Consider the following 14,764-nt stretch of genomic DNA (forward strand, 5'->3'; position numbering starts at 1 on the left):
GACGGGGTAATCGCTTGTTGATAAAATTAGAACAATTATTTGTTTCATTTTAAAACAATAATTATTTTTGCTCAGTTCACTTGTAATTAACAAATGATATGAGTACAAAACTGTCACAAAAACAAATTGGTCAAAGGATAACTGAACTTCGTAAAATGAAGGGGTTATCTCAAGAAGATTTAGCGAAAAGTGTCAAGATTTCAAGACCTTCTTTGGCTCAAATAGAGTTGGGTAACAGAACTGTTGATGTTCTTGAACTGCAACGCTTGTCAATGATGCTGGGTTTTTCTTTGGATGATTTTGTGTCTAAAGATTTTTCAGTTAGTCAGGATGCAGAAGTTAAAGCCGAAGCAAAGGCAAAGAAAACAGAAGAGCGTATTTCTGTCCCAACGCTACGGGTCAATAAATTTAAGAATGTCCTCCTTTATATTTTAGAAAGATGTGCCGGTAAACCAAATGTCGGTGAAACGGTGCTATATAAGCTACTCTATTTTTCCGACTTTAATTATTATGAGCTGTATGAGGAACATTTAACTGGCGCTAAATACCGAAAGCTGCCTTATGGTCCTGTTCCGCAAAAGTTGGATGCTATCATTACTCAAATGATGGGAAGCGGGCAAATACAAAGAATTAAAACCAACTACTTTGACAAAATTCAAACCCGTTACATTCCGCTTGTGAAAGCAGATTTAACCGAACTGAAAGCCAGCGAAAAAGAAGTCATTGATAAGGTTATTCAGCAACTAAGTGATTGGAGTGCGGCTGCCATAAGCAATTATTCTCATCAGGATATGCCTTGGTTGGCATCTAAAGAAGGAGAAGAAATAAATTACGAATTGGCTTTTTACAGAGATGCTCCCTTCTCTGTAAGAAATTACGGAGACGAAATTGAAGAAAAATGACTTTTGATGAACTTGCGGAGTTTAAGAAGGATTTGAAAAGCCTTTTAAAAAAATACAGAACGCTTAACGATGATTTGGACGTGGTGAAAAAAGTATTAGAAGTAACACCACATGAAAAACCACCGTTTAGTTTTCGTATTGATAATTTGGGTTTGGAAACTTGTGTTATTAAAGTAAAAAAGATTGCGTGTAAAGCATTAAAAGGTAGAGGTGTAAATTCCGGATTGAGACTAATTTATGCTCACTTTGAAAAAGAACAAAAAATAGCATTCATTGAACTTTATCATAAGAACGATAAAGAGAATGAGGACAAACAAAGAATTTTAAACAATTTTAAATAAACAATATCATGAAAATTTAGAAAACTCAGGTAAAGAATGGTCAGCAAAAGCAGGAAAAAATTGCTTCATTTAATAATGAAATCTAATGGTTTCCACTGCCCCGGTACCTGTCTCACGTACCAGGTTCATTAATAAATTCAATGCCCTGAAATCACCTTTTCTTTGTACCCGTTGCCGTCTTGTACTTTTCCCGCATAATTTCCTGCACCGGCACATTTTTAATCTTACTTTCGAGCCACGAAATAATATCCAAATACATGAAGGAGCGGCTTTCGAGCGGGTTGTCTTTGTATTTTTCTAACTTTGCTTTTAGCGCGATAAATGCAGCTTTAACCTGCTTCTTATCCAGATGAAATGATTTTCTCAGGAAGCGGAAAATCTCTTCCTCCACCACGCTCAGGTTCTGCATTTTAGCCATAAAGCGGTACACCGACTTCACTAAGTATTCTAACAGGTCGTAATTGCCCAGTTCGTAGTGCGCGATAAGATGCAATAACCTGGAATAACATTGCAGGTCTGTACGCAGGTCTACTTTCCAGTTGATAATACGGTTAAGATATTCAATGGCTTTTTCATTGTCACCGCTGCCAAAGTACAGGCAGGCTATTTTATAGTAGAATACTAAAATGCGGTGCCGGTCCATCTTTAACCTGAATTCCCCGATCTTCTCTTCAATTTCAGGAATGATCTTTAAGCCCGAAGTAAAGCTGCCTTCCAGGAAATGCTTATTGAGTTTTCCCGTATATAAATAAATAAAAGATTGCACCCGGTTATTGTCGTTGCTGTTGGCCTGTTTGGAATGATAAAAATGTTCGAACTTATCAAGCACCATATTGAACTTGTCGTAGTTCTGCAATACAAAATGGGCATTCAGCAAATTGTGCAGGCCTTTAATATACAAGGGGGTGTCTACTTTTTTCATCAAAGGTTCCTGTTCAAAAGCATCTACCCATTTCTGGCAATAGCGATAATACATGAGCAGGTCCTGCAAAATAAACCCGTACCAGCAATAACTTTCATAGAGATAATGCTTTTCATAAAAACCACTATACAGGCCGGCGGCCGCCGGGAGATTGGATTCAAAAAAAGCTTTGATCGCCATCCTGTCCTTACCATCGCGGGCATGCCCAAGATTGATATACCAACTGTATAATTGAAGGGAAAGATTGGACAGCCTGTTCATCATGGTGAGCTTATCACCGGCTTCTTCTACATCTTTTGCCAGTGTTTCCGCCCTGTTTTCCATGCTGCGGGTAATGTACAACGCCTCAATTTTCTTTTCAAAAATCAATGCCTGCAGCCTGTAGGTAAGCTGGTGTTGCTCTTTGGCATATTCCTTTACGCGGTCTAAGGTTTTTAAACTTTGGAGATAAAGCCCTTTGTCGTAAAGAATCCGGGAATAGTCCATTAATTCATGCAACTGGAGCTGGATGTTATTGTCATCTTTCAATATCCGGAGGCTGGCCAGTATTTGGCGGTAAAGGTGCGATTTAAGGTTGGAGAGTTGCTGCTTCTTAATGTCTGTATTGCGTTTTAACAGCGACTCCTCGTCGTAATCCTCCAGCTTATCTAATGCATCGAACAATTGAACGGTTTTCATATCTGAACTGGTGGCATTCCGTTGCACAAAAAGCTTAAAATTCCGCTTTTCAGCCTTTTCTAGGGATTTAATCAACTGGAACAGTTCGTCTGTAGATCGTTTGGGCATCGTAATCAAATTTCTTTAAAACCCTTAACCATAAAGGTTTTTAACAAAAAAACACCGGCTTGCACAGCGTAATATAATGTTTAATTTGGTTTTATTCCTTTGTTATCAACCACTACATTCGTGACCGGATAGCAAATATCCGATTTTTAATAAAACAGTTATATGAAGTAATTGCCTTTTACGGTGGGCTGATTTGATCATCTAAAATCCATCTATGTCTCAAAACAAGATTTATATTTTTGATACGACGCTGCGCGACGGCGAGCAGGTTCCCGGATGCAAATTGAATGCAACTGAAAAGATAGAACTGGCGCTTGCTCTTGAAAATCTTGGAGTGGATATTATTGAAGCGGGATTCCCTGTTTCCAGTCCCGGCGATTTTGAATCGGTGCGTAATATATCGGCTGTTATTAAAGATGCAACCGTTTGCGGTTTAACCCGCGCCATAAAAAAGGATATTGAGGTAGCAGCAGAAGCATTGCAGGGTGCTAAACGCCCCCGCATTCATACCGGAATCGGGGTTTCTGATCTGCACATCGCCACCAAGTTTAATTCTAATAAGGAAGACATTCTGGCACGTGCTGTGGAAGCTGTAAAATTTGCCCGCAATTTTGTGGATGATGTGGAGTTTTATGGGGAAGATGCCGGTCGTGCAGAATTGGGTTTCCTGGCCAGGGTGGTGGAAGCTGTTATTAATGCCGGTGCAACAGTTGTAAATATTCCCGACACTACGGGCTATTGTCTTCCACACCAGTATGGCGAGAAGATTGCCTACCTGGTGAATAATGTGCCCAATATTGATAAAGCCATTCTTTCCTGCCATTGTCACAACGATCTTGGGCTGGCAACAGCCAACTCCATTGCCGGTGTAATAAATGGTGCAAGGCAAATTGAGTGTACCATTAACGGCCTGGGTGAAAGGGCTGGCAACACTTCTCTTGAAGAAGTAGTGATGATCATTAAGCAGCACGAATCATTGGGTTTATATACAGATGTTAAAGCCGAACAACTTAACCCGATGAGCCGTTTGGTGGCCGATACCATGCGGATGCCGGTGCAGCCTAACAAGGCTATTGTGGGCAGTAATGCTTTTGCGCATTCTTCGGGTATACACCAGGATGGATTTTTGAAGAATGCAGAAAATTATGAGATCATCCGGCCGGAAGAAGTGGGAGCAGACAGTTCAAAGATCGTTTTAACAGCCAGAAGCGGGCGGTCCGCCCTGGCGCACCGTTTTCAAAAATTGGGGTACAATTTTAACCGCAATGATATTGATGTATTGTACCAGGCCTTTCTTAAGGTTGCCGATGTAAAAAAAGAAGTGGGGGACGAGGATCTGAATGCATTGGCGGCCAATAATCATCCGGAAGTAGCCATTGCATAATAAGCAGATGTTTTCTCATGTTGCGTTAAGCACTCTGGTTAGCGTGACGCTCAGGCGTCACGCTTCTTTAAAAAAGAAAGATGGGTAAGACTTTATTCGATAAGATTTGGGACAGGCACGTGGTAAAAACCATTGCCGGTGGGCCTTCGGTGTTGTATATTGATAAACATTTTATTCATGAAGTAACCAGTCCGCAGGCTTTTAAAGGATTACAGCAAAGAGGACTTAAAGTATTTCGGCCCGGGCAGGTGGTGGCCACTGCAGATCATAATGTACCTACCTTAAATCAGCATCTTCCTATTAAAGAAGAATTATCGCGCATACAGGTAGAGCAGTTAAAAAAGAATTGCGCTGAATTTGGTATTGAATTATACGGATTAGGGCATCCCTACCAGGGCATTGTTCATGTAATTGGCCCCGAGCTGGGCATTACGCAGCCCGGGATGACTATAGTATGCGGCGACAGTCATACCTCAACGCACGGCGCTTTCGGCACTATTGCTTTTGGTATTGGTACCAGCGAAGTAGAAATGGTGCTGGCTACCCAATGCCTTATGCATACAAAGCCTAAGCTGATGCGTATTACTGTAGACGGGGAATTGAATAAAGGTGTAGTGTCAAAAGATATTATCCTCTATATCATTGCTCAAATTTCTGCCAGCGGCGCCACCGGTTATGCCGTGGAATATGCCGGCTCTGCCATACGGAATTTGTCTATGGAAGCCCGTATGACCATTTGCAATATGAGCATTGAAATGGGTGCACGTTGTGGTATGATCGCTCCAGATGAAACTGCGTTTGCTTATATAAAAGATAAGGAATTTGCGCCGCAGGGTGATGCCTGGGGGAAAGCAGTAAATACCTGGAGAACTTTATACAGTGATGCCGATGCGGTATTTGATAAAGAGCTGCATATAAGCGCTGAAAATATTGAACCGATGATCACCTATGGTACCAATCCCGGTATGGGTATAGGCATAACGGGTCATGTGCCGGCTTTGGGTGAGATTGATGAAAGAGAAAAACCTTCTTTTGAAAAATCGCTCCTGTATATGGGATTAACTCCCGGCGAAAATATTAAAGGTAAAAAAGTAGATTATGTATTTATAGGAAGCTGCACCAACAGCCGTATTGAGGATCTGAGAATGGTGGCTGCATTTGTAAAAGGGAAAAAGAAAGCCGGCAATGTAGAGGTATGGGTGGTGCCGGGAAGCAAGCAGGTAGAAAAACAGGCCATTGAAGAAGGGATCAATAAAGTGTTTGAAGACGCCGGATTTGTATTAAGGCAGCCCGGATGTTCGGCATGCCTGGGTATGAATGAAGATAAAATTCCCGCCGGAAAATACTGTATCTCAACTTCCAACAGGAATTTTGAAGGAAGGCAGGGACCCAATGCCAGAACATTGCTGGCAAGTCCTTTAACTGCCGCCGCGGCCGCTATAACGGGTGAAGTAACGGACGTAAGGGAATTGATTTAATTTCAAATTTGAAATTTGAAATCTCAAATTTAAACATGGGCAAATCAATCAATATAATACAAAGCAGGGCTGTTCCTTTAACAATAGAAAACATTGATACGGATCAGATTATTCCCGCCCGCTTTTTAAAAGCTACCAGCAGGGATGGCTTTGGGAAAAATTTATTCCGCGACTGGCGTTATGAGAATGGGGATGAACAAAAGCCAAAAGCCGGTTTTCCTTTAAATAATCCTGCGTATAGTGGGAAAATTTTGGTAGCCGCAAAAAATTTTGGATGTGGCTCCAGCAGGGAACACGCTGCATGGGCTATTAAAGATTATGGATTTGATGTGGTAGTGAGCAGTTTCTTTGCGGATATTTTTAAGAACAACGCCTTAAATAATTTTCTCCTGCCTGTGCTGGTATCAGAAAATTTTCTTCAGCAGCTATTTGATGAAGTACAAAAGGATCCGTCAACCGTATTGGAAGTAAATCTCGAAGATCAATATATAAAAATCGCATCAACAGGAGCAAAGGAATCATTTGATATTAACAGCTATAAAAAAACCTGCCTGTTGAACGGTTACGATGATATAGACTATTTACTAAACATGAAACCTGAGATTGAAAAGTTTGAAAAGCAGTATGCATAATTAATTCATGCGTAATCCTCCGTACCCCTGAACTAAAGTGTATGAAAAAAAAGATAGCAGTCATTTTTGGAGATGGCATTGGACCAGAAGTAACGCAGCAATCCATAAATATTCTTGATGCTGTTGCTAAAACATTCTCACATGAGTTTGAATATACGTATTGCCTGATGGGAGCAGATGCCATTGACAAAACAGGTAATCCATTACCCGATGAAACCATAGAAACCTGCCTGAACAGTGATGCTGTATTATTTGGGGCCATAGGACATCCCAAATATGATAATGATCCGGCAGCGAAAGTGCGTCCCGAACAGGGTTTATTAAAACTGAGGAAAACTTTGCAGTTGTACGCCAATATCCGCCCGGTTACCACTTACCCCTCTTTGCAGCATTTGTCGCCTCTGAAATCAAAAAATCTGGAAGGGGTTGATTTTGTTATTTTTCGTGAGCTCACCGGCGGTATTTATTTCGGAAAAAAGGAAACGAACGAAGAACAAACGCAGGCATCAGACGATTGTGTATACACCCGAAGCGAAATTGAACGTATAAGCCATCTTGCTTTTCAATATGCGCAGCAGCGCCGAAAAAAGCTAACACTTGTTGATAAAGCCAATGTGCTGGAAACTTCAAGATTATGGCGGAAAGTTGTGCAGGAACTGGCAGGTCAGTACAATGATGTGGCGGTGGATTATATGTTTGTTGATAATGCTGCTATGCAGATCATCATCAACCCCAAACAATTTGATGTGATATTAACGGAAAACATGTTTGGCGATATCATCAGCGATGAGTCAAGTGTAATTGCCGGATCGCTGGGGCTATTGCCTTCGGCATCGGTTGGGAATGGTGTTGCTTTATTTGAACCTATCCATGGTTCTTATCCGCAGGCAGCCGGTAAAGACATTGCTAATCCGTTGGGATCCGTCTTATCGGCAGCTATGTTGCTGGATCACTTTAACCTGAAAGCAGAAGCTGCATTGGTACGGGAAGCGGTAGACTGGACACTGAAGCACAATTTTGTAACCAAAGATATTGACCCGGTAAACTTTTATTTAACCAGTACCATTGGCGAGCTGATATGTGAATATGTAAGCAATAAAGTGCCGGGAGAGGAACATGAATCCGATATGGAATTGAGAAGGTCAACGATAATATAAAATTTCAAATCTCAAATCTGCCTGTCGGCAGACAGGTTTAAAATTTAAATAGTTCTTTGTTTTTTTTAATAGCGGGTGTATATTCGCATTATACAAATTAGAGTATGGGAACAATCAGGAGATATAATTTTGTTGACGCGGTTATCATTATCGTCGTTGTCATTATTATTCCTGCAATGCATGGAGGCGGAATTTGTATGTAAAACGATAAATACAGTATACAATATACCCCGCCTCCGCAAGGCGGGTTTTTTTATGCATACAATACACACAAAAAGGATAAAATAAATAGCAGATGAGCACAACAGATAAAAATATGGAGTTGAATAAATTTTCAAAAACAATTACACAGGATCCTACGCAGCCCGCTGCACAGGCTATGCTGTATGGTATTGGGCTTACCGATGAGGATCTGAAAAAAGCGCAGGTTGGTGTTGCCAGTATGGGATGGGATGGTAATACCTGTAATATGCACCTCAATGACCTGGCGAAGATTGTAAAACAGGGCGTATGGGATAATGATATGGTGGGACTGATCTTCAACACCATTGGTGTAAGCGATGGCATCAGCAATGGTACGGATGGTATGCGGTATTCATTGGTTAGTCGTGATATTATCGCGGATAGTATTGAAGCGGTTTGCGGAGCTCAATATTATGATGGATTGATAGCATTGCCGGGTTGCGATAAAAATATGCCGGGAAGCATTATGGCGATGGGACGGCTGAACCGCCCGGCTATAATGGTATATGGCGGTACTATTGCACCGGGTCATTATAAGGGCCAGGATCTCAATATTGTTTCTTCATTTGAAGCATTGGGACAAAAAATTGCCGGCAACCTCAGCGAAGCAGATTTTAAAGGTATTGTAATGAACAGTTGTCCCGGTGCGGGGGCCTGTGGCGGTATGTATACGGCAAATACAATGGCATCGGCTATTGAAGCGCTGGGTATGAGCTTACCTTATTCATCTTCGAATCCTGCACTCAGTGAAGAAAAGAAAGCGGAATGTCTTGCTGCAGGTAAAGCTATCCGACTGCTGCTGGAAAAAGACATCAAACCTTCGGATATCATGACACGTAAAGCATTTGAAAATGCAATTACAGTGATTATGATAACAGGCGGAAGCACAAATGCGGTACTGCATTTTATTGCAATGGCAAAAAGTGTTGGCATTGAAATAACACAGGATGATTTTCAGCGCATAAGCGATAAAACACCTGTGCTGGCTGATTTTAAACCTTCAGGGAAATACCTGATGCAGGATATGCATGAACATGGCGGTATTCCCGCGGTAATGAAATACCTGCTCGAAAAAGGCTTGTTGCACGGCGATTGCTTAACCGTAACCGGTAAAACCGTAGCAGAAAATTTAGCAGGTATTAAAAGTATAGATTTTGAAACGCAGGATATTATTTACCCCCTGGAAAAACCCATTAAAAAAACGGGTCATCTTCAAATCCTTTATGGCAACCTGGCCGAAAAAGGAAGTGTAGCCAAGATCAGCGGCAAAGAAGGTGAACGTTTTGAAGGACCGGCAAGAGTATTTGACGGAGAGAAGAATTTGATTGCCGGACTTTCCAGCGGACGTGTTAAGCCCGGCGATGTCGTCGTCATTAAAAATGAGGGGCCAAAAGGCGCCCCGGGCATGCCCGAAATGCTAAAGCCAACAGGAGCTATCATTGGGGCGGGCTTAGGGAAATCGGTGGCGTTAATCACTGATGGAAGATTTAGCGGCGGTACGCATGGATTTGTCGTCGGACACATTACGCCTGAGGCTTACGAAGGCGGGTTAATAGGTTTGGTGGAAGAAGATGATATAATTGAGATAGATGCAACAAAAAACCTGCTCTCCTTAAAAGTAAGTAATGAAGAGATTGCACGGCGCAAAGCAGCCTGGAAAAAACCTGCATTGAAAGCTACCAAAGGTGTTTTATATAAATATGCTGTCAGTGTTAAGGATGCCAGCGAAGGTTGTGTAACGGATGAATAATAGTAAAAGATGAAGGGAGAAGAAAAAATATGTTTAGTCTCTCCAAATCATTATTAAAAACAAGTTTTGATAAAAAGAATCGTATGAGTGATACAATATTGTCAGAAAAAACAAAGAGGACTTCCGGTAAGGAGAAACCTGCTGCCCAAAAAAACGGACGATACGCAGCAGGAACTGAAATCAGCGGAGCGCAGGCTGTAATGGAAGCCTTAGTAGCTGAAAATGTGACGGATTTTTTTGGTTATCCCGGCGGCGCTATAATGCCCATATATGATGCATTATATGATTATACGAATGTTTTAAACCATATTCTCGTTCGTCATGAACAGGGAGGAATACATGCGGCGCAGGGCTATGCACGCACATCGGGAGAAGTAGGAGTAGTGTTTGCCACCAGTGGTCCCGGCGCTACCAACCTGGTAACAGGGCTGGCTGATGCACAGATTGACAGCACACCGCTGGTATGTATTACCGGCCAGGTATTCGCTCATTTATTGGGTACCGATGCCTTCCAGGAAACAGATGTAATTAATATTACAACACCCGTAACCAAATGGAATTACCAGATAACGGATGCTACAGAAATCCCGTCGGTACTGGCTAAAGCATTTTATATTGCCCGTACCGGGAGACCGGGGCCTGTATTAATAGACATTACCAAAAATGCGCAGGTACAAAAATTTAATTATCCGGGGTATACGCCATGCAATCATGTGCGCAGCTATCGCCCAAAACCGATTGTGCGGAAAGAATATATTTCGGAAGCCGCAGCATTGATCAATGCGGCAGAGAGACCTTTTGTGTTGTTTGGACAGGGTGTTATTTTGGGTAAGGCAGAAAAGGAATTTAAAGCATTTATCGAAAAAGCGGGAATCCCCTCTGCATGGACGGTATTGGGCTTAAGCGCATTGCCCACAAGTCATCCGCTCAATGTAGGTATGTTGGGTATGCACGGCAACTATGGTCCTAATGTATTAACCAATGAATGCGATGTGCTGATAGCCGTAGGTATGCGCTTTGATGACCGGGTTACAGGGCGGCTTGATAAATATGCCCGGCAGGCTAAGGTTATTCATTTAGACATTGATCCTGCGGAAATTGATAAAAACATACAGACTACGGTGCCTGTATGGGGCGATTGCAAAGAAACCCTCCCTTTATTAACTGCATTAATTAAGCAAAAGCAATATCCTGAATGGCTGCAGAAATTTAAGGATATGAAAAAACAGGAAGAAGAAATTGTTATTAATGATGAATTGAACCCTGCCGGCGAAGTAATGACAATGGGAGAAGTAATAAATGTATTGAATGAACTTACAGAAGGCAACGCCATTCTTGTAACGGATGTGGGACAACACCAGATGGTAACCTGCCGCTACGCAAATTTCAATGAAAGTAAAAGCAACGTTACTTCCGGAGGACTGGGAACAATGGGTTTTGCATTGCCGGCTGCAATAGGGGCCAAATTTGGCGCACCTCACCGGAGTGTGATTGCTATTATCGGGGATGGCGGTTTTCAAATGACGCTTCAGGAACTGGGTACTATTATGCAGTTCAACGTGAATGTAAAGATCATTATTCTTAATAACCAGTTTTTAGGAATGGTTCGCCAATGGCAGCAATTGTTTAATGATAAAAGATATTCTTTTGTAAATATAACCAGTCCTGATTTTGTGATGGTGGCCAAAGGATATGGCATTGCAGGCAAAAATATTTCAAAACGGGAAGAATTAAAAAGTTCCCTTAATGAGATGTTGCAGCATAAAGGATCGTATTTATTGGAAATTATGGTAGGCAAGGAAAATAATGTATTTCCAATGGTGGCCCAGGGTTGTGGGGTATCCGAAATAAGATTGAAGTAGGGAGGTGAAAGGTGAGAAGGGGAAGGGGAGAAGGTACCAGCGGATCGCCCGGTTGGTGTCCTCGTCAGCCGGCAGCAAATGCACCCCGTGAAATATAAGAAGGAGCAGGAAAATATTTATATTAAAAATTAAATTTCCCGCAGTTGCGGGATGGAGGTTATATATGAAACAGGAATATACCATTACGGTTTACACCGAAAATCATATTGGTTTGCTGAACCGCATTGCCATTATGTTTTCAAGACGCAAGATCAATATTGAAAGCTTAAATACTTCGCCTTCTGAAATAGAAGGAATACATCGATTTACGATTGTGATTAATGAGGTGGAAGAGGTGGTAAAAAAACTAATCCGCCAGATTGAGAAACAGGTGGAAGTACTAAAGGCCTACTATAATAACAATGATGAAATTGTATGGCAGGAGCTGGCTTTGTATAAAGTGTCTACCGATAAAGTAATTGAAGATGTAAAAGTGGAAAGATTATTGCGCAAGTATGGTGCACGGGCGGTAGTGATCAGGAAGGATTATACTGTTTTTGAAACTTCAGGTCACCGCGAAGAAATCAATAATCTTATAGAAGTGCTTGGTCCCCTGGGACTGATAGAATTTGTACGCAGTGCAAGAGTAGCGATTATTAATGAGAGCAACGGTTTTTATGAAAAACTCAGGGAATTTGAAGAAGAGAAACCTGGTGATGAAATAGTGGAAAATGAGTTTTTAGACAGGCAGGATGAGGTGTTTAGTATGTAAATATTAGTTAGGCGGGTTGGTGGGGACACCCGCCCCCGTTTCATCCTTAACCAAACGGCATTAAAATAAGTATAGGAAAACTCTTTCAAAAAGGTTATAATTTAATAATTTTCAATTTTCAAATCATCAATTTTCAAATTAAAAAGATGGCAAAATTAAATTTCGGCGGTGTGGAAGAAAACGTAGTAACTCGCGAAGAGTTTCCACTAAGCAAAGCCCAGGAAGTATTAAAGAATGAAACAATTGCCGTAATAGGTTATGGCGTTCAGGGACCCGGGCAGGCTTTAAATCAGCGCGACAATGGCATTAATGTGATCGTTGGCCAGCGCAAAAATTCAAAAACATGGGATAAAGCAGTAAAGGACGGTTTTGTACCCGGCGAAACTTTGTTTGAAATTGAAGAAGCGCTACAGCGTGGCACCATTATCTGCTACCTGCTTAGTGATGCTGCGCAGATTGAATTGTGGCCAACAGTAAAGAAGCATCTTACACCCGGTAAGGCTTTATATTTTTCTCATGGTTTTGGGATTACGTTCAATGAGCAAACCGGAATCATACCGCCCAAAGATGTGGATGTGTTTTTAGTGGCTCCCAAAGGATCGGGCACTTCCCTGCGCCGCATGTTTTTGCAGGGACGTGGTTTAAACAGCAGCTATGCTATCTTCCAGGATGCTACCGGTAAAGCCAAAGAAAGAGTAGTAGCCCTGGGTATTGCCGTAGGCAGCGGGTATTTATTTGAAACAGATTTTAAAAGAGAAGTATACAGTGACCTTACAGGTGAGCGCGGTACTTTAATGGGCGCTATACAAGGTATTTTTGCCGCACAATACCAGGTGTTGCGCGATAAAGGTCATACCCCATCCGAAGCATTTAATGAAACGGTGGAAGAGCTTACCCAATCGCTTATGCCGTTGGTTGCCGAAAACGGGATGGACTGGATGTACGCCAACTGTTCTACCACTGCGCAACGCGGCGCATTAGACTGGTGGAAAAAATTCCGCGATGCAACAGCACCCGTATTTAAAGAGCTGTATGAAAGTGTGGCAGCCGGAAAAGAATCACAACGCTCCATTGATAGCAACAGCAAGCCCGATTATCGCGAGAAATTAGAAGTAGAATTAAAAGAATTAAGGGAAAGTGAATTGTGGCAGGCCGGTAAAGCCGTAAGAAGCCTGAGACCTGAAAATCAGAAATAAATTTATAAAGTTATACAAAATGAGTGTGGAGGATAAGATAAACGGGGCAGGAAAAAATACTCAAATAACCGATAGCCTTCCTGTATGGTCAGGGAGGCTTAATTTTTATGAGGCAGCTAACCGGTTAAAGGGAATATCTACTCATACACCGCTGATATACAATAGCAATTTGTCGCGTAAATATGATTGCGATGTGTATCTGAAAAGGGAAGATCTCCAGGTAGTGCGCTCTTACAAATTAAGAGGTGCATATAATATGATATGCGGCCTTGATAAAGATCAGCAGCAGAGGGGAGTGGTGTGTGCCAGTGCGGGTAACCATGCACAGGGTTTTGCATACAGTTGTAAAAAACTCAATATTAAAGGCGTGGTATTTATGCCCGTGATCACACCAAAACAAAAAATCAGTCAGACAAAAATGTTTGGCGAGGACAAGATTGAAATAAAACTGGTAGGCGATACTTTCGATGATTGTGCTATTGCAGCAAAAGCGTATACCCGGGCCAACAACATGATATTTATTCCTCCATTCGATGATTATAGTATTATTGAAGGACAGGGAACTGTGGCAATAGAAATACTGGAAGACCAGGATAATATTGACTATGTTTTTGTTCCTGTAGGCGGTGGCGGATTAGCTGCCGGTGTTGGCGCTTATTTTAAAAAATACAGCGCTAATACAAAAATTATCGGAGTTGAGCCTGAAGGTGCACCTTCAATGAAAGCAGCATTACAGGCCGGGCATCCCGTAACATTAGAGAATATTGACCGTTTTGTAGACGGGGCTGCCGTAAAACGCGCAGGCGATATTACATTTGAAATATGTAAAGAAGTGTTGGATGATGTGCAGTTAGTGCCCGAGGGCAGAATATGTACTACCATATTAAGGCTTTACAATAAAGACGCTATAGTAGCGGAGCCCGCAGGCGCTTTGTCTATTGCAGCCCTTGATGCCGCTTACGCTAAAATCAGGGGAAAGAAAGTGGTTTGTATTGTAAGTGGAGGCAATAACGATATTGACCGCATGCCGGAAATAAAGGAGAGATCGCTTCAGTATGAAGGACTGAAGCATTACTTTTTGATTAGTTTTGCACAGCGCCCCGGCGCTTTAAAAGAGTTTGTTAATAATGTATTGGGACCTTCCGATGATATTACCCGTTTTGAATATATGCAGAAAACCAATAAAGAAGCCGGACCTGCTTTAGTAGGTATTGAACTGCAGGATAAAAATGATTATCATAAGCTTATTCAGAACATGAAAGATTACCAGGTCAATTTCTCCGCGATCAATAGAGACGATAAACTATTTGGTTATCTCATATAGAAGATATTAACACTTGTTAGTAATTTTTAGACGGAA

Annotated in this window: 12 protein-coding genes; 11 read left to right on the top strand and 1 reads right to left on the bottom strand. The window is 41.7% G+C overall.

Features of this window, described 5'->3' with window-relative positions; all coding sequences use genetic code 11:
* Positions 1–98: 98 nt before the first annotated feature.
* The gene (locus tag FRX45_RS11905) at positions 99–902 is read left to right on the top strand and encodes a type II toxin-antitoxin system antitoxin SocA domain-containing protein (RefSeq protein ID WP_152268656.1); all 804 of its coding nucleotides are present in this window, start codon (positions 99–101) and stop codon (positions 900–902) included.
* Positions 899–1,243: a hypothetical protein gene (locus FRX45_RS11910; protein ID WP_152268657.1), complete on the top strand. Its 345-nt coding sequence runs from the start codon at positions 899–901 to the stop codon at positions 1,241–1,243. Before FRX45_RS11905 ends, FRX45_RS11910 begins: the two co-directional genes overlap by 4 nt.
* A gap of 151 nt (positions 1,244–1,394) precedes the next feature.
* Here FRX45_RS11910 and FRX45_RS11915 read toward each other — a convergent pair whose 3' ends face one another.
* Positions 1,395–2,951 (bottom strand): hypothetical protein, encoded by a 1,557-nt coding sequence (locus FRX45_RS11915; RefSeq protein WP_152268658.1) that lies wholly within the window; start codon positions 2,949–2,951, stop codon positions 1,395–1,397.
* 214 nt (positions 2,952–3,165) lie between these two features.
* Between FRX45_RS11915 and FRX45_RS11920 the strand changes: the two genes are divergently transcribed.
* From FRX45_RS11920 to ilvA, 9 genes are all read left to right on the top strand, one after another.
* A complete protein-coding gene (locus FRX45_RS11920; protein WP_152268659.1) occupies positions 3,166–4,335 on the top strand; it encodes a 2-isopropylmalate synthase in 1,170 nt (389 codons plus the stop codon).
* An 80-nt stretch (positions 4,336–4,415) separates the two neighbouring features.
* Positions 4,416–5,813: a 3-isopropylmalate dehydratase large subunit gene (gene leuC / locus FRX45_RS11925; protein ID WP_152268660.1), complete on the top strand. Its 1,398-nt coding sequence runs from the start codon at positions 4,416–4,418 to the stop codon at positions 5,811–5,813.
* Between the two features lie 35 nt (positions 5,814–5,848).
* Positions 5,849–6,445: a 3-isopropylmalate dehydratase small subunit gene (gene leuD / locus FRX45_RS11930; protein WP_152268661.1), complete on the top strand. Its 597-nt coding sequence runs from the start codon at positions 5,849–5,851 to the stop codon at positions 6,443–6,445.
* A gap of 41 nt (positions 6,446–6,486) precedes the next feature.
* The gene (leuB, locus tag FRX45_RS11935) at positions 6,487–7,602 is read left to right on the top strand and encodes a 3-isopropylmalate dehydrogenase (protein ID WP_152268662.1); all 1,116 of its coding nucleotides are present in this window, start codon (positions 6,487–6,489) and stop codon (positions 7,600–7,602) included.
* A gap of 295 nt (positions 7,603–7,897) precedes the next feature.
* The gene (gene ilvD, locus FRX45_RS11940; RefSeq protein ID WP_226805299.1) at positions 7,898–9,595 is read left to right on the top strand and encodes a dihydroxy-acid dehydratase; all 1,698 of its coding nucleotides are present in this window, start codon (positions 7,898–7,900) and stop codon (positions 9,593–9,595) included.
* An 83-nt stretch (positions 9,596–9,678) separates the two neighbouring features.
* The gene (gene ilvB, locus FRX45_RS11945; protein ID WP_152268663.1) at positions 9,679–11,457 is read left to right on the top strand and encodes a biosynthetic-type acetolactate synthase large subunit; all 1,779 of its coding nucleotides are present in this window, start codon (positions 9,679–9,681) and stop codon (positions 11,455–11,457) included.
* A 163-nt stretch (positions 11,458–11,620) separates the two neighbouring features.
* Complete coding sequence (ilvN, locus tag FRX45_RS11950; RefSeq protein ID WP_152268664.1) at positions 11,621–12,208, top strand: acetolactate synthase small subunit; 588 nt, start codon at positions 11,621–11,623, stop codon at positions 12,206–12,208.
* A 146-nt stretch (positions 12,209–12,354) separates the two neighbouring features.
* Positions 12,355–13,404 (top strand): ketol-acid reductoisomerase, encoded by a 1,050-nt coding sequence (ilvC, locus tag FRX45_RS11955; protein ID WP_152268665.1) that lies wholly within the window; start codon positions 12,355–12,357, stop codon positions 13,402–13,404.
* 19 nt (positions 13,405–13,423) lie between these two features.
* Positions 13,424–14,728 carry a threonine ammonia-lyase IlvA gene (gene ilvA, locus FRX45_RS11960; RefSeq protein ID WP_152268666.1) on the top strand — a complete coding sequence of 435 codons (1,305 nt, stop codon included), beginning with the start codon at positions 13,424–13,426 and terminating at the stop codon, positions 14,726–14,728.
* The last annotated feature ends 36 nt before the right edge of the window (positions 14,729–14,764 follow it).

The organism is Agriterribacter humi, from assembly GCF_009192765.1.
GTDB classification, from domain to species: domain Bacteria; phylum Bacteroidota; class Bacteroidia; order Chitinophagales; family Chitinophagaceae; genus Agriterribacter; species Agriterribacter humi.